Here is a 26,106-nt window from a genome sequence, read left to right as displayed (position 1 = left end):
AACGATCATTGAAGGGTATCGACAAGCGCCCGGCGCCGGGATAGCGTGCTCACACTCACATGCGTCGATCAGTGAAGCGCCGTCACCCGAGGAGCGCCATGCCCACGTCACGATCCCCCCGTCTGCGACGCCGAGGTCTGCTCGGCGTACCCGCCCTGGTGGCCGCCGCGGTCACCGTGGCCGTCCGTCCCGGCGCGGCGCACGCGGCGCCGAAGGCCGAGTGCCTCGCCGACCTGCTCCGGGAGCAGTGATGGCGACCATTCCCTGGCTGGTGGACGTGCTGCGGGCCGCCGGCGTGCAGGTGGTGGTCGAGGGCGACTGGCTCAACCGGATGCGCTCCGGCTCGTTCGACCCGATCGGCGTGCTCTGGCACCACACCGCTGCCACGTCCAGCGCCACCAACCCGCACCCGGCGCTGAACATCTGCATCAACGGCCGCTCCGACCTGCCCGGCCCGCTCTGCCAGGCGCTCGTGGACTACCACGGCGTGTTCCACGTGATCTCGGCCGGCCGATGCAACCACGCCGGCACCAGCGGCGGCAGCGGCCCGATCCCGGCCGGGGACGGCAACACCCTGATGATCGGGTGGGAGATCGACTACAACGGCGTCGACCAGCGGATGACCACCGCCCAGTACAACGCGAGCATCGCGGCCACCGCCGCCGTGCTCAAGCGGCTCGGCCGGGACTCCAGCTACGCCCGGGGGCACCGCGAGACCAGCACCACCGGCAAGATCGACCCGTCCTTCATCGACCTGAACACGATGCGCGCCGACGTGGCCGCCAAGATGGCCGGCGGCGGCACCGGCTGGACGTCGATCGTGGACAACGCCACCGCGGGCCGGTTCACCGCCAGCGCCAGCTGGGGCACCTCGACGTACTCCGGGCAGCGCTACGGCGCCGACTACCGCTACGCGGACCCGGTCGCCGCGAGCGACGCGGCCTGGTACAAGTTCAACGTCCCGCGCACCGGCAACTACCGGGTCGAGGCGTGGTGGCCGGCGAACGCGGGCTACAACGCGGCCACGCCGTACATCGTCGCCACCACCACCGGCAACCGGACCGTCGTCGTCGACCAGCGGGCGACCGGCGGGCAGTGGCGCTCACTCGGCACGTTCACGCTGCCGGCCGGGGACGCCAACCGCGTCGCGGTCAGCCGGTGGAGCTCCGCCGCCGGCCTGGTCATCGCCGACGCGATCCGGCTGACCGAGGTCTGAACCCGAGGATGCGGCCGGGTGGCGCCCCACCCGGCCGCATCCGTCGTGGAGTCAGCGCAGCGACCGGAAGGCCGCCCGCATCTCCTGCGCGAACAACTCCGGCTGCTCCCAGGCGGCGAAGTGCCCACCCCGGTCCAACTGGTTGTAGTGAATCAGGTTCGGGTACGCCCGCTCCGCCCAGCTACGCGGCGCGAGCAGGATCTCGTCCGGGAACTGGCTCACCGCCGCCGGCACCTGGACGCCCTTGGCGGCGAAGAACGACAGCGCATTCTGCGCGTACAGCCGGGCCGAGGACACCCCCGTGTTCGTCAGCCAGTAGAGCGTGACGTTGTCCAGGATGTCGTCGCGGCTCAGGCCGCCCGGCCGGCCCGCGAAGGCGGCGCAGATCAGGTCCAGGCTCGCCGCGTCGTGGTCGAGCATGAACGTCGCCAGCCCGGCCGGCGAGTCGGCGAGCGCCGTCAGCGTCTCCGGACGGGTGGTCATGATCAGCGCGTACGCGGAGTGCTTCCAGAAGAAGTCGATCCGCTCGCAGGCGGCCCGCTCCTCGTCCGAGAGCCCGGCCGGCAGCTGCGCGAGGGGGTTGTTCACGCCGGTGATGCCACTCTGCAGCAACGCGTCGATGTCCGGCGGCACCACGCAGGGCATGTTCGTGTGGATGCCGGCCAGCTCCGGCGGCGCCTGCACGCCGAGCATGTCGGTGATCAGCGCGCCCCAGTCGCCGCCCTGGGCCACGAAGCGGGTGTAGCCCAGCCGCCGCATCAGCTCGGTCCAGGCGCGGGCGATGTGCTGCGGGTCCCAGCCGGGCCGGTCCGGCTTGCCGGAGAAGCCGTAACCGGGCATCGACGGGATCACCAGGTGGAACGCGTCCGAGGCGCTGCCGCCGTGTGCCGTCGGGTCGGTGAGCGGGCTGATGATCTTCAGCTGTTCGATCACCGACCCCGGCCAGCCGTGCGTGACGATCAGCGGCAGCGCGTCGGCGTGCGGCGAGCGCACGTGGATGAAGTGGATGTCCAGGCCGTCGATCTCGGTGACGAAGTTCGGCAGGTCGTTCAGCCGCGCCTCGACCCTGCGCCAGTCGTACTCGGTGGCCCAGTAGCGGGCGAGCGCCTGGCTGGTCTCCAGCGGCACGCCCTGCGACTGGTCGTCCACCGTCTGCCGCTCCGGCCAGCGGGTGGCCGCGAGCCGGGCCCGCAGGTCCGCCAGGTCGGCCTCCGGCACGTCGATGCGGAACTCGCGGATGTCGGCGCCGGTACGCGTCGGCGTCATGGTCTTGACGGCCACGGGTTGTCCTCCTCGGGTCGGGTCAGGGGCCGAACGTGAAGACGTACGCGCGCAGACCGGGCCGCTCGGCGCGCAGGGTGAGCCGGTGCTCCCCCGGCGGCGCGCCGTCGATCAGCCGGATCATGGCCGCCCGGTCGACCCGGGCCCGGTCGTCCGGGCCCACGTCGGCGCCGCGCGCCTCAGCGGCCGGTTTCCCGTCCAGCAGCATCCGAACCCCGGCCGGTCCCGCCGGTCCCGGGTCGGCCACCAGGTTCACCTCGCCGGCGGTGAACGGCAGGACCAGTTCGGCGTCGGCAGCGGCCGCCTCGACGTACTCGCCCTCGACCCGCCAGTCGCCGCGCAGCGCGTACGTGCCGGGCACGCCCCGATCAGCGCCGAGGTAGGTCTCGGGCGTGAGCCCGGCGTACGTGGGCTGCGGGGTGGTCACGAACGCGGTCACCTCCGGGGTGACCGGTGGCAGCGCGGTCGCGGGCGCGGCGGCCTCGACCAGCCGCCGGATCAGTGTCTCGGTGCGGTCGTAGTCGCCCTCGCCGACCCAGCGGTCGGCCAGCCGCCCGTCGGCGTCGAACAGGTACTTCGCCGGCCAGGCGTCGTTTCGCAGGGCGCGCCAGAACGTGTAGTCGTCGTCGATCGCGATCGGGTAGGTGAGTCCGTGGTCGCGGATCGCCCGGTCGATGTTCTCCGGCAGCCGGCCGAACCCGAACTCCGGCGCGTGCGCGCCGATCACCGTGAGACCCAGGTCGCGGTAGTCGCGGTGCCACGCCCGCACGTACGGGGCGGTACGGATCCAGTTCACGCACGTGTACTCCCAGACGTCGACGAGCACCACGCGTCCGCGCAGGTCCTCCGGCATCAGCGGCGCGGAGTTCACCCAGCGGCGGACGTCGATCGGCGGCAGCCGGGTCGCCACCGCGGCCCGCGTCACCCGTGGCTCCCGTCGCCGAGGTCGACGCCCGTGGCGCCGACCACCGCCCGGTCGCCCTGCTGCACGTATCCGACGACCGAGGTGCGACGCGGGTCGGGTGCCGCCGGCACGTCGATCTCCATCCGGCCCCGCTCACCGTTGCACTCGGTGGAGCAGAACGCGCGCACCACGGTGTCCTGGCGCAGCCGCCGCCCGGCGTTCTCGCCCCGGGGGACGTCGTTCTCCAGGCCGCGCTCCACCACCGCCACGTTCAGCCGGGCCTGCTCGGGCAGCGCGCCGGTCTCGTAGTCGAGCACCACATGGCCGGCGTCGGCCGTCACCACGGACAGCGCCACCGGGGTGCCGGACGACGCGGCCAGCGCGGCGTCGATCGCCGAGGTGGCCTGCCGGCGGTCCGACCCGACGAACTCGACCGTCCCGTTGACGATCATCTGCGGCGTGTAGAGCCCGCCGGAGCGCAGCGCCCGCGCGTACCGCTCCTGCCGCAGCGTGTGAGCCTGCGCGCCGTACGGGTCGGCCCAGCCCAGGTGGTCCCAGTAGTCGACGTGGAAGCCGAGCGTGTAGATCCGCTCCCCACGCTCACGCGCGTCCCGGTCGATGGCGGACAGCACCTCCTCCGCGGGCGGGCAGCTGTCGCAGCCCTGGGAGGTGAACATCTCCACGACGGCGAAGCCGTCGCGCGGGGGCGATGCGCCGGTCATGCGGGCTCCCTTCCTCCGACGTCCGCCCGCGGTTACCCGGCCGGCCCGGCTTCGAACGGGCCGCCCGCCGGGCCGTGCGGGCGTTTGCCCACGCCCCGGCCGGGTAGGCCGGTGCGCCACCCGAGGGCGGGCCGTGCAGGCGGCGTGGGCGGCCGGGAGTCGCGGAGGGTCGATGACGGCTGGACCAGGGCGGGCACAGGCCCCGTCGGGCGAGGTGGTGGAGCTACGGGTGCACGGTGTCTCGGCGGGCGGCGCCGCCGAGGTGCTGGACCGGCCGCTGGTCCGGCAGGTCGCGGGCGACCGCAGCGCCGGCTTCTACCGTCCCCGTCCGGACCTGGTCGACGACCGCGGAGCGGGCGGCGTGACGCTCGAGGCGTACCAGTGGAACGACCTGCCGTCCGGCACTGCCCTGCGTACCCTCTCGCTGTTGTTCCTGATGCCCTTCATGCTGCTCAACGTGGCCGTGTGGATGCGGCCGGTGGACGCGGTCGGCGGCGTGGTGGTGCGGGCGCTGTGCCGGGTGCTGGGGCTGAGCCTGACCGGGCTGTACGTGCTCTCCGGCGCCGGGGTCGCGCTGGACCTGGTGGCCTGGCAGTGCCTGTCCGTCCCGGCCTGCATCGCCGACCGCGAATGGCTGTCCTGGATGGGCGGGCGGCCGGTGGGGCTGCGGCTCGTGGTGCTGGCGCTGGTGCCGACCGCCGCGGTGAGCCTGGTCTGGTGGGGCGCCCGGCGGCCGGGGCGCTCGTTCACCGCGTTCCGGGCGCCGGAGCGGGCGTCCGCCGGGCCTCCGCTGAGCACGATCGGCCAGTGGGACACCGAACCGTTGATGGGCCGGCTGCGCTCGATCCACATCGCGGCGGCCTTCGCCGTGCTCGACGCCTGCCTCCTCGCCGCCCGGGCCGCGCAGGGTGTTCCGCCCACGGTGGCGGTGCTACTCGCGGTCACCGGCGCGGTCCTGCTCGCCTGCGTCGTCCTGGTCTGCGTTCCGCCGCTCGTCGACCGGGCACCCACCGACCCGCGACGCGACCGGGTCGCCCGGGTGCTGCGCGCCACCGCGATCGGCCTCACCGTCGTGGTGGCCGGGTACCTGCTGTTCGCCCCCACCCGCTGGCGTACCGGCGGCGGGCTGCCCGGCTACGGCTCGATCCTGACCTGGCTGCTGTCCACGCACGCCGTCCTGCTCGGCGCCCTGGGCGCCGTGCTGATCTGGCACCGCCTGCGGGCACGCGGCCACCAGCCGCCGAACGGGCTCGGCGCGCTCGTGGTCGCCGCGGCGGCGGGCGGGCTCGCCGTCGCGTACTCCGCCGAGCTGGTCCAGCGCACCGCCGACCTGCTGGACCGGGGCGTGTCCCCGGCGGACGACATTCCGGGGCCGGCGCGCGCGTACACCTGGGCGATCTACGGCTTCTTCCGCGCGTTGCTGGTCACGCTGGTGGCCGCCGCCGTGGTGGCACTGGTGTCCCGGCGTGGCCGGACACGCGCCGCCCAGGCGATCGTCGAGCGGGACTTCCCGGCGCCCCCGGCCGAGGCGGCGCCCCGGCTGCGGCAGGTCCGGACGATGATCGTCCGCGCCCGGTTCACCGACCTGCTGGTGCCCCTGGCGGTGCTGTTCGCCGTCATGGCCGGCGCGGGCGCCGCGACCACCGCGATGGCGCTGGTCCACCCCGAGCCGGGCGTGGCTCTGGAACGGCGCACGCACATCCCGGCCGAGCTGGTCATGTTCGGCATCGAGGTGGGCGGGGTGGCGATCTCGGCCGCGGTGCTCGGCCTGGTGGTCGCCGGGATCTTCGCCTACCGCAGCCCCGGGTTCCGCCACCACGTGGGCGTGCTCTTCGACCTCGCCACGTTCTGGCCCCGGGCCGCGCACCCGTTCGCACCGCCCTGTTACGCCGAGCGGGCCGTGCCGGAGCTGGCCCGGCGCGTCACGTACCTGGTGCGCAGCGGCAACGGGGTCCTGCTGGCCGGCTACAGCCACGGCTCGGTGCTGGTCGCCGCCACCGTCCTGCAACTACCGGCGGAGATCAGCGCGCGGGTCGCCCTGCTCACCTACAGCTCACCGCTGCGCCGGCTCTACGCCCGGCTGTTCCCCGCCTACGTCGGCGACGACATGCTGCGCGGGATCGGCGGGCGGGTCGGCTGGCGGTGGCGCAACCTGTGGCGGGACACCGACGCGCTGGGCGGATGGATCTTCTCCCCGCACCGCGCGGACGAGCCGGCCCGCGTCACCGGGCCGGAGGCGACAGTGGACCGCCGTCTCCGGGATCCGGAGGGCCTGGTGGCCCCGCCCTGGGACAGCGTCCCGCCGCCGATCAAGGGTCACCTCCCGTCCGAGGACGACCCGGCGTACGCCGAGACGGTGCGGGACCTGGCCGGCCGGCTGCGCGCCGACGCCGTCGAGCCCTGACGCGGGCGGGCGTCACGCGGGCGGGTGGTCCGCCTCGAACCGTTCCCGGGTGAGGAACGCCAGCCTCGCCCGCTTGTCCGGCATGTCGATCTCGTCGCCGAGCGTGAACCCCTCGATCCGCAGCCGGCGCAGCATCGCGTCGTTGCGCACGTCCGGCTCGACCACCACCCGGCGCGCGGCCGGGTCGCGCAGCAGGAACCGGACCAGGGCCGGGAAGACCGCACCGGTCACGCCGCGCGGGTACCGCCGGGGCGGGTCGAGCAGCAGGTGCGTGCCCACGTCGCCGGGCTGCACCGGGTAGCGCTCGCCGACCGGGTCCGCCTCCGGCTGGTAGGTCTGGAACAGCCCGATCGGCTCGCCGTCGAGCCGGATCAGGTACGCGTGGTGGGTGTCCAGCCCGTCGACGAACGCGTAGATCTCGCGTACCTCGTCGACCGTGTGCGAGCCCATGCCCCAGAACCGGTTGCGGGGCCGGATCACCCAGCCGTGCAGCAGGCCGGCGTCCCGGTCGGGGCGTACCGGCTCCAGCGCCAGCTCGCCGAGGCCGGGGATGCGCTCCAGGTGGATCACGTCGTCTCGTCTCCCGTCAGGGGGCCGGCGGGCACCGGGATCAGCGTCCCGGCGGCCCAGTGGGGCAGTTGGTCGGCGAAGTGCGCGTCGCCGGGGCGCCCGGAGGCGCCGAACGGGACGATCCAGCGGCTGGCCGCCCGGTCGGTCAGGTCCCACACGTAGCGGGCGACCGGGCCGCGCCAGCAGGCGTCGGAGATGCCCGGCACGCTGGACGTGGCCAGCACGCAGTCCGTGTCACCGGCCAGCGCCACCCGCTGCCGCATCGCCGCCACCGCGTCGGTGACCGCGGGGGCGACGCCCAGGTGCACCGGGTGCAGCAGGTGCCGGCTGCCCCACGCACCGGGCGGCGGGCCGGCGGCCACCTCGGCCAGCGCCTCGGCGGCCGGTTCCGCGAGGTCGAACCCGGCCGCGAGGTGGTCCAGCGCCAGGCCGATCCGGGCCGCCGGGTCGGTCCACGGTGCGAACAGCTCGTCGAACCCGCACGGCTCGTCGAGGGCGCGCAACCTCGGGTGTACGCGCAGCCGCCGGGCCAGCGCCGCCCGCCACGCCGCGTACGCGCCCGCCTCGGCCGAGCCCGCCGCCATCACGCGGTCCCAGCCGCGCAGCCGCAGCAGCAGCGCGCGGGCGGGTTCGTCGAGCCGGCCGGGGTCGAGCCGGTCGAGGAGCCGGTACAGCGGGCCGGCCGGAAGCCGGTCGTCGGTGTGCACGGTGGACGGTTCGGCGTCCTGGGCGAGCAGCTCCCGGATCCGGCGGGCCCGGTGCGGCGGGGCGAAGTCGGTGCCGTGTGCGGCCACGTCGTCGCGGCGGTCGTTCGCGCACACCGCCGCGCCGTCGACCGGTTCGTCCACGAGCGGCAGGTAGTCGCCCCGCCACCGGTAGTCCGGTTCCCAGGCCGGCACGGGCTCCCGGCGGCACCGCTCGTCGCGTACCGGGACCAGGCCGGCGACCAGGCGGCGGACACTGCCCCGGGTGTCGGCGGCGAGCACGCTGTTGACCGGCTCGACCCAGTGCCGCAGCGCGTCGGCCACGTCGTCCGTACGCCGGGCGCGCAGCAGCGGCAGCAGCGCCTCGAAGCCGAGGCGGACCTCGACCCGGCTCGGGGTACGCAGAGCGATCGCCTCGCCGGTGACCCGGTCGTGGTCGATCACCGGGCCGCGGGGCGTCTCGATCACCTCGACGGTCTCCGGGGCGCCGCCGCGGACCTCGATCTCCTCGACGTGGCGCGTGGCGGGCGTCCAGCCGTCGGCGTCGCGCACCAGCACGCGGTCGCCGTCGCGGCGCAGCCGCTCGCGGTAGAGGTCCTGGTAGTCGGCCATCGCGTTGGTGACGGCCCAGGCCACGTGCCCGGTGTGGCCGAAGTGCGGCACGCCGGGTACGCCGGGGAAGGCGAGACCGACCACGTCGAACTCCGGGCAGGTCAGCCGGACCTGCTGGTAGACGCCGGGTAGTTCGAGCAGCCGGTGCGGGTCACCGGCGATCACCGGGCCGCGTCCGGTGGCCGGGTCGGCGGGCAGCGCCCAGGCGTTGCTGCCCGCCGACGCCGGTCCCTCGACCGCGAACAGTCCGGCCGCCTCGGGGCCGAGCGTGCGGGCCACGTGCGCGTGCCAGAGCTTGTTCGGGAACGTGGAGAACAGCACGTGCTGGACGAGGAACACGCCGAGCGGCGACCAGGGGTGCCAGGGTTCGGGTGCGGTGCCGGTGGCGGCGAACTCGGGTGCGCCGGCGGCGCCCTCGGCGAGTCCGGAGTTGACCCCGTCGACGTACGCCTCGACCCAGCGCCGGGTGTCCGGGTCCAGCCGTTCGTAGCAGCGCCGGGCGGTGTCGTCCAGCCGTACGCGGCGGGCGAACCGGTCCCACGCCAGCTCGGCCGGGCCGACGTGGGCGGAGAGGCGCCCTTCGGCGCGCCAGCGTTCGACGCTGATCTGCCAGGCCCGGTCCGTCGCCGCGACACGCCCCTGCAGGCGCGCGAGCGTGTCGACGTCGCCGGCCTGCAGCTGCGGCACGCCCCACGGATCGCGATCGACGCGTGTCATCGTCGTGCCCCGCCCGGGTGCGCCCGGCGGTGGTTCCATTCGATCGTCAACTTAGGATAACCTCCCCTAACCGACGGCGACCTTACCGCGACAGGCGGACGTCGCCAACCGGTGGTACATGCGGGACAAAACAGGCCGAGTCGCGCTTGCTTGTTAGGCCAGCCTAACCTAACCTGATCGCCGCGGCTCTGACCGCGCGCCCTGTCCGCACGACCGCTGGGAAGTCGCATGAGTTCGATCGGGAGCCCGACCGGCGCCGCGCCCACCGACACCGGCCGCACCGCCGCCGAGGCACGCGGCCACCTGTTCAACGCCGGCTCGCTCGGGCGGTACCGGGACGTGCTCGCCCGCGGCGTCGACCGGGTCGCCCGCCGGGTGGCCGAGGTGGACGCGCCGTTCACCGGCGTCACGCCCGACGAACTGGCGCCGCTCATCGGCGGCATCGACCTGGACCGGCCGCTGGGCGACACCGACGCCGCCCTGGACGAGCTGCACGACGTGTGGCTGCGCGACGCCGTGTACTTCCACCACCCGCGCTACCTGGCCCACCTCAACTGCCCGGTGGTCATCCCGGCGCTGCTCGGGGAGGCGGTGCTCAGCGCCGTCAACTCCTCACTGGACACCTGGGACCAGAGCGCCGGCGCGACGCTGATGGAGCGGCGGCTGATCGAGTGGACGGCCGGGCGCATCGGGCTGGGACCGGCCGCCGACGGGGTCTTCACCAGCGGCGGCACCCAGTCGAACCTCCAGGCGCTGCTGCTGGCACGCGAGGAGGCGTACCGCCGGGTGGTGGGCGGCGCCGACGGCCGGCCGGACCGGCCGGCGGTGCTGTCCCGGCTGCGGATCATCACCTCCGCGGCCGGGCACTTCAGCGTGCAGAAGGCCGCCAAGCTGCTCGGACTGGCCGCCGACGCGGTGCTCACCGTGCCCACCGACGCGAACCGCCGGATGCGCACCGACGAGCTGGCCCGCGTGATCGACAGCTGCCGTCGCGACGGCCGCGTGGTGATGGCCGTCGTCGCCACCGCCGGCACCACCGACTTCGGCACCGTCGACCCGCTGCCGGAGATCGCCGACATCTGCGCCGGCGCGGGCGTCTGGCTGCACGTCGACGCCGCGTACGGCTGCGGGCTGCTGGTCTCCCCCACCCGCCGGCACCTGCTCGACGGCATCGAGCGGGCCGCGTCGGTGACTGTGGACTACCACAAGTCGTTCTTCCAGCCGGTCAGCTCCAGCGCGCTGCTGGTCCGCGACGGCCGGACGCTGCGCCACGCCACCTGGCACGCCGACTACCTCAACCCGGCCCGGGCGGTCGAGCAGGGCATCCCGAACCAGGTCGACAAGAGTATCCAGACCACTCGCCGGTTCGACGCCTGCAAGCTCTGGCTGACCCTGCGGATCATGGGGCCGGACGCGATCGGCGCGCTGTTCGACCAGGTCGTCGACCTCGCGGCGCAGGCGTGGCGGCGGCTCGACGCCGACCCGCGGTTCGAGGTGGCCGCCCCGTCGCAGCTGAGCACGGTGGTCTTCCGCTACCGGCCCCCCGGCCTCGCCCCCGACCTGGTCGACGAGGCCAACCTGCACGCCCGCGACGCGCTCGCCGCCTCCGGCGCGGCACTGGTCGCCGGGACCCGGGTCGACGGCGCCCACCACCTGAAGCTCACCCTGCTCAACCCCGAGACCACTGTGGACGATGTCGCCCACGTGCTGGATCTCATCGCCGACCACGCCGCCTGGTACGCCCGGACCGCGACCGCCGCCGAGCTGTCCTGCCCGGTCGGCTGACCCCGTCGAGGAGAACGAGAACCCCATGTCGACCCACGACTTCATCGCCGTCGGGCTGGGCCCCTACAACCTCGGCCTGGCCTGCCTCACCGCACCGATCGACGACCTCGACGGGCTGTTCCTGGAGGCCCGCGACAGCTTCGACTGGCACCCCGGCATGCTGCTGGAGTCCACCCGGCTCCAGACGCCGTTCATCGCCGACCTGGTCACGCTCGCGGACCCCACCTCGCCGTACTCGTTCCTGAGCTACCTGAAGGAGACCGGCCGGCTCTACCCGTTCTACATCCGGGAGAGCTTCTTCCCGCTGCGCGCCGAGTACAACGACTACTGCCGCTGGGCCGCCGCCAAGCTGCCGAACCTGCGCTTCCGGCACACCGTCACCGCCGTCGAACACGACGAGGCCGACGACCGGTACGTGGTGCACGCGGACACGCCGGACGGGCCGGTCACTCACCGGGCCCGGCACCTCGTGCTCGGCACCGGCACCCCGCCGTACCTGCCGCCGGCCTGCGCCGGGCTGGGCGGTGACCTGATCCACAACTCGCGCTACCTGGAGCACCGGGAGGCGCTGCGGGCCAAGGACAGCATCACGATCGTCGGCAGCGGCCAGAGCGCGGCCGAGATCTACCACGACCTGCTCGGCGACATCGACACGTACGGCTACCAGCTCACCTGGGTGACCCGCTCACCCCGGTTCTTCCCGCTGGAGTACACCAAGCTGACGCTGGAGATGACCTCGCCGGACTACGTGGACTACTTCCACGCGCTGCCCGAGCCGACCCGCTACGCGCTGGAGGCGGCGCAGAAGCCACTGTTCAAGGGCATCAACGCCGACCTGATCAACGACATCTACGACCTGCTGTACGCCAAGAGCCTGCACGGTCCGGCGCCGACCCGGCTGCTGACCAACACCGAACTGGTCGAGGCGACGTACGCCGACGGCCGCTACCGGCTCGGGCTGCGCCACACCGAGCTGGACCGCGCGTTCACGCTGGAGACGCAGGGGCTGGTACTCGCCACCGGCTACCACTACCGGGTGCCGGAGTTCCTCGCGCCGGTACGCGACCGGCTGCGCTTCGACGCGCACGGCCGCTTCGACGTGGCCCGCAACTACAGCATCGACCACACCGGCCGGGGCGTGTTCCTCCAGAACGGCGGCACCCACACCCACAGCATCACCTCGCCCGACCTGGGCATGGGCCCGTACCGCAACTCGTGGCTGATCCGGGAGATGACCGGCCGGGAGCACTACCCGGTGGAGAAGGCGATCGCCTTCCAGGAGTTCGGAGCGCCCGCATGACCACCTTCACCCGCGTCGACGACGCGCTGGGCGAGTTCACGCTGCGCCCGCTGGACCCGGACGCCGACGCCGCGCTGCTGCACCGCTGGGTGACCCATCCCAAGTCCGCGTTCTGGCTCATGCAGGACGCCGACGTGGACGCGGTCGCCGCGGAGTACCGGCGCATCGCCGACCACCCGCACCACGACGCGTACCTGGGGTCGTGGCGCGGCACCCCGGCGTTCCTGGCCGAACGGTACGACCCGGCGCACGTCGAGCTCGTCGGCCTGTACGACCCGGAGCCCGGCGACGTCGGCATGCACTTCCTCTGCGCACCCGCCGACACGCCGGTGCACGGCTTCACCCGTGCCGTCATCACCACGGTGATGGCCTGGCTGTTCGCCGACCCGGCGACCCGCCGGGTGGTGGTGGAGCCGGACGTGCGCAACACCGCCGTGCACGCACTGAACGCGGCCGTCGGCTTCACCGTCGTCGGCCCGATCCGCAAGCCCGAGAAGGACGCGCTGCTCAGCGTCTGCACCCGGGACCAGTTCCGGGCCGCCACCGGCGCGCCCACAGGCGAGGAAGGGGCACCGGCGTGAACGCCAGCGCATCCGTGGACCACCTGACCCCCGAGGCGTGGGCGACGGCCAACCGGCTGCTGGTGCGCAAGGCGCTCGCCGAGTTCGCCCACGAACGCCTGATCACCCCCGAGCCCGCCGGACCCGGGCAGTGGCTGGTCCGCAGCGACGACGGCACCGTCGAGTACCGGTTCGCCGCGCAGCGGCTGGCGCTGGACCACTGGCAGATCGACCCGGACAGCATCGTGCGCCGCCGCGACGACGCGGACCTGCCGCCCGACGCCGTCGACCTGTGCGTGGAGCTGCGCGGCGCGCTCGGTCTCACCGACGCGATCCTGCCGGTCTACCTGGAGGAGATCACCTCCACGCTGGCCGGGACCGCGTACAAGCTGGCCAAGCCCGCGCGGAGCGCCGCCGAGCTGGCCGCCGCCGACTTCCAGGCGATCGAGACCGGCATGACCGAGGGGCATCCCTGCTTCGTGGCGAACAACGGCCGCATCGGCTTCGGCGTGCACGAATACCACGCGTACGCCCCGGAGGCCGCCGCGCCGGTACGGCTGCTCTGGCTCGCCGCGCACCGCGACCACACCACGTTTACCTGCGCCGACGACCTGGACTACGACACGCTGGTCCGGGCCGAGCTGGGCGAGCAGACGCTGGCCGGGTTCACCGCCACGCTCACCGGGCTGGGCCTGGACCCGGCCGACTACCTGTTCGTGCCGGTGCACCCGTGGCAGTGGTGGAACAAGCTCGCCGTCACGTTCGCCGGTGAGGTGGCACGGCGCCGGCTGGTCTGCCTCGGCGAAGGGCCGGACGAATACCTCGCGCAGCAGTCCATCCGTACCTTCTTCAACGTCAGCGACCCGGCGAAGCACTACGTCAAGACCGCGCTGTCGGTGCTGAACATGGGCTTCATGCGTGGCCTGTCCGCCGCGTACATGGAGGCGACGCCCGCGATCAACGACTGGCTGGCCGGGCTGATCGAGGCCGACCCGGTGCTCAGGCGCACCCGGCTGTCGATCATCCGGGAGCGGGCCGCGATCGGCTACCGCCACCGGCAGTACGAGGCGGCGACCGACCGCTATTCGCCGTACCGGAAGATGCTGGCGGCGCTCTGGCGGGAGAGCCCGGTCCCCGCGTTGGAACCCGGGCGGCGGCTGGCCACCATGGCCTCGCTGCTGCACCTGGACCGCGACGGGCGGTCGCTCGCCGCGGCGCTGATCGACGAGTCGGGGCTGGCGCCGGCCGACTGGTTGCGCCGCTACCTGGACGCCTACCTGGTGCCGCTGCTGCACAGCCTGTACGCCTACGACCTGGCGTTCATGCCGCACGGCGAGAACGTCATCCTGGTGCTGCACGGCGGCGCCGTGGAGCGGGTCGTCTTCAAGGACATCGCCGAGGAGATCGTGGTGATGGACCCGGACGCGGACCTGCCCGAGCGGGTGGGACGGATCCGGGCCGCCGTGCCCGAGGACGAGAAGATCCTGTCCATCTTCACCGACGTCTTCGACTGTTTCCTGCGGCACCTGAGCGCCGCCCTGCACACCCAGGGCGTGCTGGACCAGGACGGGTTCTGGCGCACGGTGGCCGAGTGTGCCGCCGACTACGCCGCGACGGTGCCGCACCTGGCCGACCGGATGCGCCGGCACGACCTGTTCGCGCCGGAGTTCACGCTGTCCTGCCTCAACCGGCTCCAGCTGCGCAACAACCAGCAGATGGTGGACCTGTCCGACCCGTCGGCCGCGTTGCAGTTCGCTGGCACCCTGGTCAACCCGCTCGCCCCGTACGCGCCACGCGGATGACGAAGCGGGCCGGCGCACCTGGCGCCGGCCCGCTTCAACGGCGGTGGGGACGTCTCAGTTCTCCGCGCGACCGGCCCGCCAGTAGCCCATGAACGCCACCGCGCGCCGGTCCATGCCCCGCTCGGTGACCAGGTGGCGGCGCAGGCCGCGGATCATCGCCGCCTCCCCGGCCAGCCAGGCGTAGAGCGCCGCGCCGTCGGGCCGCTCCGGCACCTCCCAGAGGATGTCCCGGTCCACGTCCACCTCGGCCAGCGGCGCGGCGCCCACCGCGACAGGTACCTGCACCAGGCGACCGGCCACGCTCGTCACGGCCGGGGTGAGCCGGCTGCCGTGCGGGGCGCCGTCGCGGGGCAGCCAGGTCACCGTGACGCCGGCCGGTGCCGCGCAGGGCAGCTCGTCGCCGGTCTCCGGCACCTCCACCAGCGCGTGTCCCCGCGCGTCGGCGGGCAGCCGCTCCAGGATCGCGCAGATCGCCGGCGCGGCGGTCTCGTCGCCTGCGAGCAGCAGCGTCGCCCCGGCGGGCGGCTGGAACTCGACGCCGCCGTGCGGCCCGTCCCAGCCGGCGTCCGGGCCGACCACGGCGATCCGGTCGCCGAGGCGGGCGCGCCGCGCCCACCGGGTCGCCGGGCCGCCGTCGCCGTGCAGCGCCATGTCCACGTCCACCTCGTACGCCTCCGGCCGCACGGCGCGGACCGTGTACGTGCGGATCGGGCTGCGCAGCCCGTCCGGCAGCTCGCGCCACCGCGGGAACCAGTCCGGCCCGTCGGGCAGCTCCCCCGGCGCCCCGTCGACCGGCGGCAGGGCCAGCTTGATCCGCTGGTCGTACCCGTTGTCGGCGAACCGGTCCAGGTCCGGCCCGGTGAGCGTCACCCGCAGGAACGACGGGCCGAGCCGCCGTAGCGCGCGGACCTCAACGGTGAAGACTCGCCAGGGCGCGACGGCCAAGGTGCTGGTCATGCGTCATTCCTCTCACGGCCGGTGGGCGGTTCGTGGGTGAACGGGTCAACGGGCCGCTGCCGCGGCGCGGGAACGCCACAGCAGCCAGACGAAGTACGGGGTGCCGATCAGTGCGGTGACCAGACCGGCGGGGATCTGGGCGGGGGGGATGACGGTGCGGCCGAGCGTGTCGGCGAGGCTGACCAGGGTGGCGCCGAGCAGCACCGCGACCGGCAGGACGCGGGTGTGCCGCCCGCCGACCAGCGCGCGGGCCGCGTGCGGCGCGACCAGGCCGACGAAGCCGATCACGCCGACCGCCGACACGGCGGTGGCGGTGAGTATCGCCGCCAGGCCGAGCGCGACCAGCCGGGCGTGCTCCAGCCGGACCCCGAGCACGCGGGGCGTGTCGTCGTCGAGCGCGAGCAGGTCCAGCTCGCGGCGTACGGCGGCCACCAGCGGCAACGCGATCAGCAGCGCGATCGCCACCGGCAGCACCTGCGGCGCGGTACGCCCGTAGGTGGAGCCGGACAGCCAGGTCAGCGCCTTGCCGGTGTTCCACGGGTCGGACGACACCACGATGAACGTGATGACCGCCGTACCGCCCTGCCAGACCGCGAAGCCGATCAGCACCAGCCGGTCGGAGTTGAGCCCGCGCCGCCGCGCCAGGCCGTAGACCAGCGCGAACGCGGCGACGGCGCCGAGTCCGGCGGCGCCGGACAGGGCGAGCACGCCGGCCATCGGCGCGAACGTCAGCAGCGACACCGCGCCGATGCCGGCGCCGCCGGTGATGCCGAGGATGCCCGGTTCGGCGAGCGGGTTGCGGCACACCGCCTGCACCGTGGTGCCGGCCAGGGCCAGCGCGGCGCCGGCCAGCAGCGCCGCGGTGACGCGCGGCCAGCGGGCGTCCAGCACGAAGGTGTACGCCGGCCCGGTGCGGCCCTGAACCCAGTTGACGATGTCGCCGAGCAGCACCCAGGTGTCACCGAAGAGCATGCCGAGCACCAGCGCGGCGGTGACGACGACCGCGCAGAGCGCGATGACCACGGCGACGAAGCCGCGGGAGCGTACGGCGGCGTGACCGCCCGGCGCCTGCCGGGTCGGCCCGGCGTCGCGGTGGCGGCGGGCCAGCCAGATCAGCAGCACCGCGCCGGAGAGCGTGGTCACCACGCCGGTCGGCACGTCGACGCCGGCCTGCCCGCCGAGCACGGCCCGCAGCAGCACGTCGGAGCCGAGCACGATGACCACGCCGACGATGCCGGCCAGCGGCATCAGGACCCGGTGCCGGTGCACCTCGGGCACCCACTTGCCGAGCAGTCGGACGATCACCGGCGCGCCGAGGCCGACGAAGCCGATCGGCCCGGCCATGGTGACCGCCGCGGCGGAGAGCAGCACCGCCAGCAGCACCACTGTGAGCCGGGTGCGGCGCACGTTGAGCCCGAGCACGGTGGCGGTGTCGTCGCCGAGGGCGAGCAGGTCCAGCCGGTGCCCGAGCGCCACGAGCAGCAGCGCGGCGACCCCGATCACGGGGGCGAGCTGGGTGAACGCGACCAGGTCGCCCTGCACGAGCGAGCCGTTGCCCCAGGCGAACAGGCCGATGGTGGACTGCTCGAACAGCAGCAGGAGCAGCATGGTCACCGAGGCCAGCGCCATCGCGGTGGCCGAGCCGGCGAGGATGAGCCGGGTGGTGGCGGCCTGGCCGCCGGCCGAGAGCAGCATGACCAGGGAGGCGGCGGCGAGGCCGCCGCAGAACGCCAGGCCGCCCGAGGGCAGCGCCGGCAGCGCGATCCCGAACGCGGCGGTGGAGACGATCGCCAGATGCGCGCCCGCGTTGACCGCGAGCGTGTCCGGCGAGGCGAGCGGGTTGCGGGTGGTCGACTGCAGCGCGGCGCCGGCGAAACCGAGCGCGACGCCGACGGCGAGGCCGGTGAGCAGCCGGGGCAGGCGGGAGGCGACGAGGATCCGGGCGGCCTCGTCGTCACCACCGGTGAGCAGCCGGAGCAGGTCCAGCGCCCCCACCGACGACGTGCCCTGGGTGAGGTGCACCGCGGTGATCGCGACGAGCACGACGGCGGCGAGGGTGAACGCGCCGGCGACCCGGCTGCGCCGGGCAGGCGGCGGCCCGACCGGGGCCGGCCTGGTGGCCGGCCCCGGCGGGGCGGGGGCGGTCATCGCGCTCAAGCCGTGTAGACCTTGACGAGCTCGTCGATGTACTGCTTGGCGGACAGCGTGCCGCCGAAGGTCCAGATGCCGTTGGGCATCTTGTGCAGCTTGTTCTGCTGCACGAACGGCAGGGAGCGCCAGATCGCGTTGCCGGCGAGGCCGTCGGCGAACACGTCGGTGCCGTCCGAGGCGTTGTAGAAGAAGTGCAGGTCCTGGCTCTTGAGGACGTTCATGCCCTCGACGTCGGTCTGGCCCAGGCCCCACATCTCGTCGGTCTTGCCGGTCCAGGCGTTCTTGAGGCCGAGCTGGATGCCGAGCTGGGAGACGAGCGCGCCCTGGCCGAACATCCGGATCGAGACGGTGCTGCCCTCCTTCCAGCCGTCGGCGATGGCGAACTGCTTGCCGGCCGCCCCGGCGTCGGCGATCTTCTTCTTGCCGTCGGCGATGGCGGCGTCGAAGTCGGCGAGCAGCTTGTCCGCCTGGGCGGTACGACCGGTCGCGGTGGCGATCATCTTCAGGTCCGCGCGCATCCGGCCGATGTTGTCGGAGGCGTCGCTGCCCTTGGTGACCAGCACCGGGACGTACTTCTCCAGCTGGGTGACGACGGCGGAGCCGCGCTCGGCCTCCATCACCACGAGGTCCGGCTGGAGGGCGACGATGGAGTCGACGCTCGGCTCACCCCGGGTGCCGACGTCCTTGACGCCCGGGTCGAGCGGGGCGGCGGTCACCCAGGTGGCGTACCCCTTGGGGTCGGCCACGCCGACCGGCATCACGCCGAGGCCGACGAGCATCTCCACCTCGCCCCACTCCAGGCCGACGACCTTGGTGGCGGGGCTCTTGAGGGTGATGGTCTTGCCCCGGCTGTCGGTGACGGTGACCGGGCCGGTCGACGCGGCGTCGGAGGGGGACGGTGCGGCGGCGGGCTCCTCGGTGGTGCCGCAGCCGGCGATCAGCAGCGCGCCGGCCGCGGCGGCGGCGAGCAGGGTCATGCGGGTACGCAACATCGGTTTCTCTTCTGTGTGCAGGAATCGGTCAGGCACAGACGCGGGTCGTGTGCCGGCCGACGGGACGAGTGGAGAGCAGGTTGGTGACCGGGTCGACGGTCACCTCGACGCGGATGCCGTAGGCCTCGGTGAGCGCCGCCTCGGTGAACACCTCGTGCGGCGTGCCGGCACCGCGTACCCGGCCTTCGTGCAGGAGCACGACCTGGTCGGCGACGGCAGCCGCCTGGTTGAGGTCGTGCAGCACCACACCGACGGCGACGCCGGCGGTGTCGGCGAGTTCGCGCATCAGGTCGAGGATCTCCACCTGGTAGCGCAGGTCCAGGAACGTGGTCGGCTCGTCCAGCAGCAGGATCGCGGTGTCCTGGGCCAGGCAGGTGGCCAGCCACACGCGTTGCAGCTCACCGCCGGACAGCTCGTCGACCGGCCGGGCGGCCATGGCGTCGACGCCGGTGACCCGCATGGCCCGGTCGATGGCGGCCGGCCCGTCGAGGTCGTTCGCGCGCCACCGCTGCCGGTACGGGTGCCGGCCGTACCCGACCACGTCGCGCACCGTCACCCCGCTGGGGGTGGGGCGGCTCTGCGCGAGCAGCGTCACCCGGCGGGCGAAGTCCCGGGCGGACAGCGACCGGGCCGGCGTGCCGTCGGCCAGCACGATCTCGCCGTGCTCCAGCGGGTGCAGGCGGGCCAGCCCGCGCAGCAGCGTCGACTTGCCGCTGCCGTTCGGGCCGACCAACGCGGTCACTGCCGCGGGCCGCAGCGTGATGGCGGCGTCGTGGACCACCGTCGTGCCGTGATAGCCCAGCCGCAGGTCACTGCCGCTCAAGCCGTCGGCTCGCACCGTTCTGCTCGTCACGGAGGTTAGGCTAACCTAAGACTTGATCGTGCTGTCAAGCCGGTCCTTCGGTCCGATCTCCTCCCCCACCCCACCCCCGCCCCCACCCCCGCCCTCACCCCCGCCCGGGTCGATCATGAGGTTGACGGCGGCGTCGATCTCCGATCCGGCCGCCAACCTCATGATCGATCGAGCGGGGGGCGGGCCGTCAGAGGGAGACCGGCCGGCCGCCGAGGGTCACCGTCAGGCGGCCGTCGCCGGCAAAGGACCAGGCCAGGGCACCGGGGTACGTGGCGCAGCGGGAGCCGTTGGAGCCGGACCAGAACTGGTTCGAGCCATCCACGTTGCCGACGGTCTTGTCGTTCGAGCCACCGCCGGCGAAGCGGCAGGAGGTGTTGCTCCGGAACACCGAGGTGCCGGCGTCGAACGAGAAGTTGCGTTCGGTGTTGTCGATGCTCAGGTTGTTCGAGATGGTCATCGTGCCCGGGTTGCGGTTGAACGTGAATCCGTGCTTGCCGTTGCGGTACGCGATGGTGCGCCGGACGGTGTGGTTGACAGCGATGTCCTCGCCGCCGAGCTTGAAGCCGTTGCGGTCGCCGTTGCCGTTCTGCGTACCGTTGCTCAGCGTGCCGTTGCTGAAGGCCAGCGAGTCCTCGATGGTCACCGTGCCGATCGCGCCGGTGTCGGACTTGGTGTAGAGGTCCCATCCGTCGTCGATGTTGTGGTGCGACACCGCGTACCGGAAGACGTTCCCGCCGCCGACGGTGAGCTTGGCCGCGAAGCCGTCGGCGTCCTCGCCGTCGGAGTCGGCGTTGTCGTGCGACTCCACACTGACCATCAGGTTGTTGGCGGGCCACTGGTCGCGGGGCGTGCTGGAGGCGATCCGGGACAGCTGCAGCCCGGTGTCGCGGTTGAACCGGGTCACCGTCCGCTCGATGATGTTGTTGCTGCCGCCGACGAAGATGCCGTTGTCACCGGCCCGCTCCACCACGAGCCCGCGCACGTGCCAGTACGACGCGTTGAGCGCCAGTCCCCGGTTGGCCGGGTCCTCGCTCATCGCCGAGAAGTTGAGGATCGGCGTCTCGCCGGGGTAGGCGTACAGGTTCTTGCGGGCGCTCGACGTGCCGTTGTTGCCGGCGGCGACGGTGACCGTCTGGGACAGGTTGTACGTGCCGCCGCGCAGGTAGATCGTGCCGCCGGCGCCGACGCGGGTGATCGCCGCGGCGATCGTGGTGGGGCTGGCCTGGGTGCCGGCCGCGCCGGCGGTGCCGTTCGGCGCGGCGTAGATCGCGCCGCCGGCCGGCGGCGGCGTGCTGGGGGGTGGCGTGCTCGGGGGCGGGCTGCTCGGCGGCGGGCTGCTCGGCGGCGGGGCGCTGGTCGGCGTGCCGGTGGTCGGGGTGACGCCGCCGGTGCAGGTGACGCCGTTGACGGCGAACGTGGACGGCACCGGGTTGCTGCTGTTGTTCCAGGTGCCGTTGAAGCCGAACGACGTGCTCGCGTTGGTGCCCAGGCTGCCGTTGTAGCTGACGTTCGCGGCCCGGACGGACGCGCCGCCGGCGGTGATCTCGGCGCCCCAGGCCTGCGCGACTGTCTGCCCGGCGGCGAAGGTCCAGGTGACGGCCCAGCCGTCGAGCGGGTCGCCGAGGTTGGTCAGGTTGACGTTGGCGGTGAAGCCGCCGCCCCACTGCGCGGTGACGGCGTAGTCGACGCGGCAGCCGGCGGCCGCCTGCGCGGCGGTCGCGCCGACGGCCAGGCCGGACGCGGCGAGCGCGGCCGTCGCCGCGGCCGAGGTCCACAACACCGTACGGCGGTGTCGGTTGATCATGGTGCACTCCTCCGGGGTGGTGGTGCAGTGCCCGCGCCGCAACGGCACCGATGCCCGGTCGGTGTCAGGGCGGGCCTTGTCGCCCGGACGTCCGTGTCGCCACGGACGAACGCTCACGCCTCCCGCTCAGTAAGCGCTTTCAGCGCAGCCTAACGACGGGCGTCGATACGGTCAAACCTCGGCCGACGCTGAACGATCTCGCCGCACCGTCCGTATCCACTGCCGACGGGAACATCGGCCGGAACCGCGATGCCGGAGCGGGCACGAGCACGATTCCTCCAGTCGTCACTTCGCACCGCGGAGGCGGCGCGGCGGTCGCCGCACCCGCCCTCCCGGTCAACCAGAGGAGAGGTGCATGGCCAGGGGTACGCGCAAGACCGCGGTCCTGAAGCTCGGCGGGGTGGGCGCCCTCGCGGCGCTGCTGTTCGCCGGCGGACTGCAACTGGCGTCGGCGGGCGAGAACAACCGCCCGGCTACCACTGCCGCCGCGCAGACCGTGAACTGCCCGACCGTACGCGACAAGCTGCCCGCCGTCCCCGCGGCGGCGTCGGCCCAGGTGGAACGGGAACTGGCCAACCTGGACCAGGAGATCGTCCGGCAGAACGAGCGGCTGGCCCGGCAGGCGGTACGCCCCGAGGGCGGACCGGCGTTCATCGACAACGCCATCCTCGGCCCGCTGCGCAGCAAGCGCGTCGCCGTGCTCGACCGCATCGAGATCGCCTTCAACCGAATCGGCGCGCAGCGGCCGGACCTGGACGCGCTGGCGACCTGCACGCTCAACGCCCCGGGCGTGCCGAGCGCCGTCAACGGTGGCGCCGGCCAGGCCGGCAACGGCAACGGCAACGGGCAGGCCGGTAACGGCAACGGCAACGCCGGGGGTCAGAACGGCAACGCGGGCGGCCAGAACGGCAACGCCGGCGGTGCGGCGCGGACCGTCAACTGCCCCCGGGTCGCGCTGCCCGCCGTTCCGGCGTCGGCCGCCGGTCAGGTGCAGGCCGAACTGGCCACGCTGGACAAGCAGATCACCGAGGCCAACGCCCGCCTCGCCCAGCTCGCGGTACGCCCCGAGGGCGGACCGGCGTTCATCGACAACGCCGTCCTCGGCCCGTTGCGCAGCAAGCGCGTCGCGGCGCTCGACCGCATCGAGATCGCGTTCAACCGGGTCGGCGCGCAGCGGCCGAACCTGGACGGGTTCGCCACCTGCGGCCTGAACTGATCCGGCCCGGTCGCGGCCCGGCGGTGCGCATCCCGCCGGGCCGCGACCGTGCTCACAACGGCCCGAACACGTCCCCCGGGTCGGCGTTCAGGGTGAGCGTCTCCAGCACGGTGAGCAGGCTGCGCTCCTCGTACCGGAAGTGCGACTCCATGACCGCCGCCACCCCCTCCAGGTGCCGGGCCAGTTCCCCGGGCGGGGCGTCGCGGGCCACCGCCGCGCTCAGGCCGGTCAGCAGGTACCCGATCATCGAGTGGTCCTGCCGCAATCGGTCCAGCGTGTCGCGCAACCCGGGATGCCGCGTCGCGATCGCCGGGAAGAGGCTGTGGTCCTCGCCCTCGTGATGCGCGGTCAGCGCCGCGCAGAACCCGTGGCAGAACAACAGCAGGTCACGCGTCGCGGGACGGGCCGGCTCACCGTCGGCCAGCGCCTGCCGGGTCACCTCCAGCGCCTCGCGCAGCCGCTCGTGCACGGCCCGCATCTCCCGGCTCCAGGCCACCAGCCTGGTCTGTTCGCCCTCAGCCATGAGGCGAGGGCGAAGGGACGACGAGTGTCATCGTCGTGCTCCCTTCGATCCGGCGCCTCCATGCCTGACACGGTCTGCCACCGGCACGCGACGCTTGCCCGAGCATAGCCAGGACGGCGCCCGTCGGGTGTCCCGCGCGCGCGGACGGGCCCGGTGCGAGGAATGGGACGACGCGAACGCCGGCGCTCCGGGTGGCCGCGCGGTCGTACGCTGAAGCAACCATGCATGTCCATTTCGCGTTGCTCGGCCCGCTGACGGTGACGCGCGACGGCGTGGCGGTCGGCCTCGGCTCGGCGAAGCAGCAACTGGTTCTCACGGCGTTGCTGCTGCGGCGGGGGGAGGCGGTCTCCGCCGACGAGCTGGCGACGTTGGTGTGGGGCGACCGGCCACCCACCTCGGCCGCGGCGAACCTGCGCACCTACCTGCGTGGCCTCCGGCAGGCGCTCGGCGCGTCCGGCGCCGAGCGGATCCGCACCACCCCCGGCGGCTACCTGCTACGGGTCGAGCCGGGCGAGTCGGACCTGGACCGGTTCGACGTGGCGGCGGCCCGGGGCCGGGCCGCCCTGGCGGCGGGCGACCCGGCGACGGCGGACACGGAACTGGCCGACGCGCTGGGGCTGTGGCGTGGGCCGGTGCTGGCCGGACTCCCGCTGCCCGGGCCGCTCGCCGGCCGTGTCGCCCGGATCGAGGAGCGGCGGCTGCTGGCCGAGGAGGACCACGCGGCGGCACGGCTGGCGCTCGGCGAAGCGGCCCGGGTGATCCCCGGACTGCGCGCGCTGCTCGACCGTCACCCGCTGCGCCAGCGCGCGTGGGCGCAGCTCATGACCGCTCTCTACCAGCTCGGCGACGTCTCCGGCGCGCTGGCGGCGTTCCGCCGGGCCCGCCGGGTGCTGGCGGAGGAGACCGGTATGGACCCGAGCCCGGAACTCACCCGCCTGCACGACGACATCCTGCACCACCGCCTCGCTCGGGGCCCGGCCGCCGCGCCACCGGCGGGTGCCGGGCCGGAGGCCACGACGCACCACCGGCCGCGTCAGCTTCCGCTCGCCGCCGCCGGTTTCGTCGGACGCGACGCCGAACTCGCGGTGCTCGACGCGACGCTCGGCGAACGGCCGGACGGACGCGACTCGGTGCGCATCGTCACGGTCAGCGGAATGGCCGGGGTGGGCAAGACCACGCTGGCGCTGCACTGGGCGCACCGGGCCGCCGGCCGGTTCCCGGACGGCCAGTTGTACGTCAACCTGCGCGGCTACGACGAAGGCGACACGGTGCCCGCGGCCGACGCCCTGCTCACCTTCCTGGAGGCACTCGGCGTGCCGGCCGGCCGGATCCCGGGCGGCGTCGACGGCCGGGCGGGCCTGTTCCGCAGCCTGCTGGCCCCGCGCCGGATGCTCGTGGTGCTCGACAACGCCCGCGACGCCGCGCAGGTACGCCCGCTGCTGCCGGGCGCGGGCCGCTGCGCGGTCCTGGTGACGAGTCGCGACCAGCTCAGCGGACTGGCGGTGGCGGAGGGCGCCCGGCCGTTGACGTTGGGCGTGCTGACCGCCGAGGAGTCGACGCTGCTGCTGCGCGGCCGGATCGGCGCGGACCGGGTCGCCGCCGAGCCGGAGGCCACCACCGAGATGATCGAGTCGACCGGCCGCCTGCCGCTGGCGCTCTCGATCGTGGCGGCGCGCGTCGCGGCCCGGCCGACCTTCCCGCTGGACGCGGTGGCGGCACAGCTTCGGCCGCCCGGGACACGGCTGGGACTGCTGGCCGAGGGCGACGTCCGGCGGGCCTTCTCCTGGTCGTACCGGGCGCTGAGCACCGACGCGGCCTGCCTGCTGCGCCTGCTGGGGTTGCATCCCGGCCCGGACCTGACCCTCGACGCCGCCGCCGCGCTGCTCGGCGCCCCCGCGTCGGCTGTCACTCCGCTGCTGCTGGAGCTGAGCCGCCTGCACCTGCTGACCGAGCACCGGCCCGACCGGTACGTGCTGCACGACCTGCTGCGGTCGTACGCGGTGGAGCTGGCCCGGGAGCGCGACCGCCCCCAGGAGCGGGACGCGGCCGTCCGGCGGCTGCTCGACCACTACCTACGCACCGCGCTCGCCGCCGCCGTGCTGCTCCAGCCGACCTGGACACCGCTCGAACCGGTGCCGCTCGGGCCGGCGGACGTACCCGTGCCGTTGCCGGACCGGATCGCGGCGCAGCGCTGGTTCCAGGCCGAGCGCCCGGTGCTGTTGCGGGTGCTGCGCCAGGCCGGCGAACCCGGCCTCGAGCGGTACGCCGGCCGGCTCGCCTGGGCGCTCGCCGCCTACCTGGCGCCTCGCGGGCTGTTCCAGGACCAGCTGACCGTCCAGCGGGTGGCGCTGGACGCGGCGAAGCGGATCGGCGATCGGCAGGCCGAGGCGGTGGCACGCCGGATGCTGGCCCGCGCGCTGATGCGGCTGGGCGACCGGGACGCGGCCGAGCACCATCTGCGGCGCGCCCTGGGCATGTACGAGCAACTCGGCGATCTGGCCGGCCTCGCCCTGATCCTGCGGCACTACACCGAGCTGTGCACCCAGAGCGACCGGCTGGACGAGGCGCTCGCGTACAGCGTCGAGGCGCTGCGCGTGTCCCGGCTGACCGGCAACGAGTACGCGGTGGCGCGGGCGCTTAACAGCAAGGGCTACCTGCACGCGCTCACCGGGGACTACCGGCAGGCGGTCGACGACTGCACCGAGGCGCTCGACCGGCAGCGGCGGATGGACGACCGGGTGGGGCAGGCGGCGACGCTGGACAGCCTCGGGTTCGCCTACCACCGGCTCGGTGACCCGAAGCGGGCCGCGGAGTGCTACGAGCAGTCGGTCGCGCACTTCGGGGCGTCGGTCAACCGGTTCCACGAGGCGCTGACCCTGATCCGCCTGGGCGAGGCGCGCGAGGCGACGGCGGACACCGCCGGCGCCGCCGAGGCGTGGCGGCGGGCGGTGCGGATCTACGACGACCTGGGTGATCCGGCCGCCGACGAGCTCCGGCGACGGCTGGCCCGGCTGCCACCGGGCTGACCCGGCC

General features: G+C 73.9%; 20 protein-coding genes. 9 read left to right on the top strand and 11 right to left on the bottom strand.

Annotated features, from left to right (window positions below; translation table 11 throughout):
• The first annotated feature begins 98 nt into the window (after positions 1-98).
• Together ACQP26_RS12910 and ACQP26_RS12905 are read left to right on the top strand one after the other, a co-directional pair.
• Positions 99-251 carry a hypothetical protein gene (locus tag ACQP26_RS12910; RefSeq protein ID WP_174533668.1) on the top strand — a complete coding sequence of 51 codons (153 nt, stop codon included), beginning with the start codon at positions 99-101 and terminating at the stop codon, positions 249-251.
• On the top strand, positions 251-1,216 hold the full coding sequence (locus ACQP26_RS12905; RefSeq protein WP_281578160.1) for an N-acetylmuramoyl-L-alanine amidase: 966 nt from the start codon (positions 251-253) through the stop codon (positions 1,214-1,216). The genes ACQP26_RS12910 and ACQP26_RS12905 overlap by 1 nt, the downstream gene beginning before the upstream one ends.
• Positions 1,217-1,267: 51 nt before the next feature.
• Here ACQP26_RS12905 and ACQP26_RS12900 read toward each other — a convergent pair whose 3' ends face one another.
• The 3 genes from ACQP26_RS12900 to ACQP26_RS12890 are packed head-to-tail and all read right to left on the bottom strand — an operon-like array spanning position 1,268 to position 4,123.
• Positions 1,268-2,497, bottom strand: coding sequence for an epoxide hydrolase family protein (locus tag ACQP26_RS12900; protein WP_433495832.1), 1,230 nt, complete (start codon positions 2,495-2,497; stop codon positions 1,268-1,270).
• Positions 2,498-2,519: 22 nt separating this feature from the next.
• Positions 2,520-3,422 (bottom strand): redoxin, encoded by a 903-nt coding sequence (locus tag ACQP26_RS12895; protein ID WP_433495831.1) that lies wholly within the window; start codon positions 3,420-3,422, stop codon positions 2,520-2,522.
• Positions 3,419-4,123: a DUF1223 domain-containing protein gene (locus ACQP26_RS12890; protein WP_433495830.1), complete on the bottom strand. Its 705-nt coding sequence runs from the start codon at positions 4,121-4,123 to the stop codon at positions 3,419-3,421. Before ACQP26_RS12890 ends, ACQP26_RS12895 begins: the two co-directional genes overlap by 4 nt.
• A 172-nt stretch (positions 4,124-4,295) precedes the next feature.
• Here ACQP26_RS12890 and ACQP26_RS12885 point away from each other — a divergent pair, with 172 nt between their 5' ends.
• Positions 4,296-6,527 carry a hypothetical protein gene (locus tag ACQP26_RS12885; protein WP_433495829.1) on the top strand — a complete coding sequence of 744 codons (2,232 nt, stop codon included), beginning with the start codon at positions 4,296-4,298 and terminating at the stop codon, positions 6,525-6,527.
• Positions 6,528-6,539: 12 nt separating this feature from the next.
• On the opposite strand, the gene ACQP26_RS12880 is transcribed toward ACQP26_RS12885, so the two are convergent.
• Together ACQP26_RS12880 and ACQP26_RS12875 are read right to left on the bottom strand one after the other, a co-directional pair.
• Positions 6,540-7,097, bottom strand: a complete 558-nt coding sequence (locus tag ACQP26_RS12880) for a GNAT family N-acetyltransferase (protein ID WP_269706755.1) — start codon at positions 7,095-7,097, stop codon at positions 6,540-6,542.
• Positions 7,094-9,130 carry a penicillin acylase family protein gene (locus ACQP26_RS12875; protein ID WP_433495828.1) on the bottom strand — a complete coding sequence of 679 codons (2,037 nt, stop codon included), beginning with the start codon at positions 9,128-9,130 and terminating at the stop codon, positions 7,094-7,096. Before ACQP26_RS12875 ends, ACQP26_RS12880 begins: the two co-directional genes overlap by 4 nt.
• Positions 9,131-9,358: 228 nt before the next feature.
• On the opposite strand from ACQP26_RS12875, the gene ACQP26_RS12870 reads away from it, so the two are divergent.
• From ACQP26_RS12870 to ACQP26_RS12855, 4 genes are read left to right on the top strand one after another with little or no spacing between them, the layout of a single operon-like run.
• Positions 9,359-10,915 carry a pyridoxal phosphate-dependent decarboxylase family protein gene (locus ACQP26_RS12870; protein ID WP_269706757.1) on the top strand — a complete coding sequence of 519 codons (1,557 nt, stop codon included), beginning with the start codon at positions 9,359-9,361 and terminating at the stop codon, positions 10,913-10,915.
• Positions 10,916-10,940: 25 nt separating this feature from the next.
• Entirely contained in the window at positions 10,941-12,215 is a 1,275-nt protein-coding gene (locus tag ACQP26_RS12865) for a lysine N(6)-hydroxylase/L-ornithine N(5)-oxygenase family protein (RefSeq protein WP_433495827.1), read from the top strand.
• Entirely contained in the window at positions 12,212-12,796 is a 585-nt protein-coding gene (locus ACQP26_RS12860; RefSeq protein WP_433495826.1) for a GNAT family N-acetyltransferase, read from the top strand. Before ACQP26_RS12865 ends, ACQP26_RS12860 begins: the two co-directional genes overlap by 4 nt.
• Positions 12,793-14,577, top strand: coding sequence for an IucA/IucC family protein (locus ACQP26_RS12855; protein WP_269706759.1), 1,785 nt, complete (start codon positions 12,793-12,795; stop codon positions 14,575-14,577). The genes ACQP26_RS12860 and ACQP26_RS12855 overlap by 4 nt, the downstream gene beginning before the upstream one ends.
• 54 nt (positions 14,578-14,631) lie before the next feature.
• Here ACQP26_RS12855 and ACQP26_RS12850 read toward each other — a convergent pair whose 3' ends face one another.
• From ACQP26_RS12850 to ACQP26_RS12830, 5 genes are all read right to left on the bottom strand, one after another.
• The gene (locus tag ACQP26_RS12850) at positions 14,632-15,534 is read right to left on the bottom strand and encodes a siderophore-interacting protein (RefSeq protein ID WP_269706760.1); all 903 of its coding nucleotides are present in this window, start codon (positions 15,532-15,534) and stop codon (positions 14,632-14,634) included.
• Positions 15,535-15,579: 45 nt separating this feature from the next.
• The gene (locus ACQP26_RS12845; RefSeq protein ID WP_433496134.1) at positions 15,580-17,682 is read right to left on the bottom strand and encodes an iron ABC transporter permease; all 2,103 of its coding nucleotides are present in this window, start codon (positions 17,680-17,682) and stop codon (positions 15,580-15,582) included.
• A gap of 5 nt (positions 17,683-17,687) precedes the next feature.
• A complete protein-coding gene (locus ACQP26_RS12840; RefSeq protein WP_269706761.1) occupies positions 17,688-18,677 on the bottom strand; it encodes an ABC transporter substrate-binding protein in 990 nt (329 codons plus the stop codon).
• 28 nt (positions 18,678-18,705) lie between these two features.
• Positions 18,706-19,515 carry an ABC transporter ATP-binding protein gene (locus ACQP26_RS12835; protein WP_269707115.1) on the bottom strand — a complete coding sequence of 270 codons (810 nt, stop codon included), beginning with the start codon at positions 19,513-19,515 and terminating at the stop codon, positions 18,706-18,708.
• Positions 19,516-19,717: 202 nt separating this feature from the next.
• The gene (locus tag ACQP26_RS12830) at positions 19,718-21,334 is read right to left on the bottom strand and encodes a cellulose-binding domain-containing protein (protein WP_281578165.1); all 1,617 of its coding nucleotides are present in this window, start codon (positions 21,332-21,334) and stop codon (positions 19,718-19,720) included.
• A gap of 355 nt (positions 21,335-21,689) precedes the next feature.
• Here ACQP26_RS12830 and ACQP26_RS12825 point away from each other — a divergent pair, with 355 nt between their 5' ends.
• Positions 21,690-22,550: a hypothetical protein gene (locus ACQP26_RS12825; RefSeq protein WP_269706763.1), complete on the top strand. Its 861-nt coding sequence runs from the start codon at positions 21,690-21,692 to the stop codon at positions 22,548-22,550.
• Between the two features lie 52 nt (positions 22,551-22,602).
• Here ACQP26_RS12825 and ACQP26_RS12820 read toward each other — a convergent pair whose 3' ends face one another.
• Positions 22,603-23,073, bottom strand: coding sequence for a hemerythrin domain-containing protein (locus ACQP26_RS12820; protein ID WP_269706764.1), 471 nt, complete (start codon positions 23,071-23,073; stop codon positions 22,603-22,605).
• Positions 23,074-23,294: 221 nt separating this feature from the next.
• Between ACQP26_RS12820 and ACQP26_RS12815 the strand changes: the two genes are divergently transcribed.
• The gene (locus ACQP26_RS12815) at positions 23,295-26,099 is read left to right on the top strand and encodes an AfsR/SARP family transcriptional regulator (protein ID WP_269706765.1); all 2,805 of its coding nucleotides are present in this window, start codon (positions 23,295-23,297) and stop codon (positions 26,097-26,099) included.
• Positions 26,100-26,106: the final 7 nt, after the last annotated feature.

Source organism: Micromonospora sp. CA-248089 (assembly GCF_050948515.1).
In the GTDB taxonomy this organism is placed as follows: Bacteria; Actinomycetota; Actinomycetes; order Mycobacteriales; family Micromonosporaceae; genus Micromonospora.
This window is presented reverse-complemented; position numbering and strand designations above follow the sequence as displayed.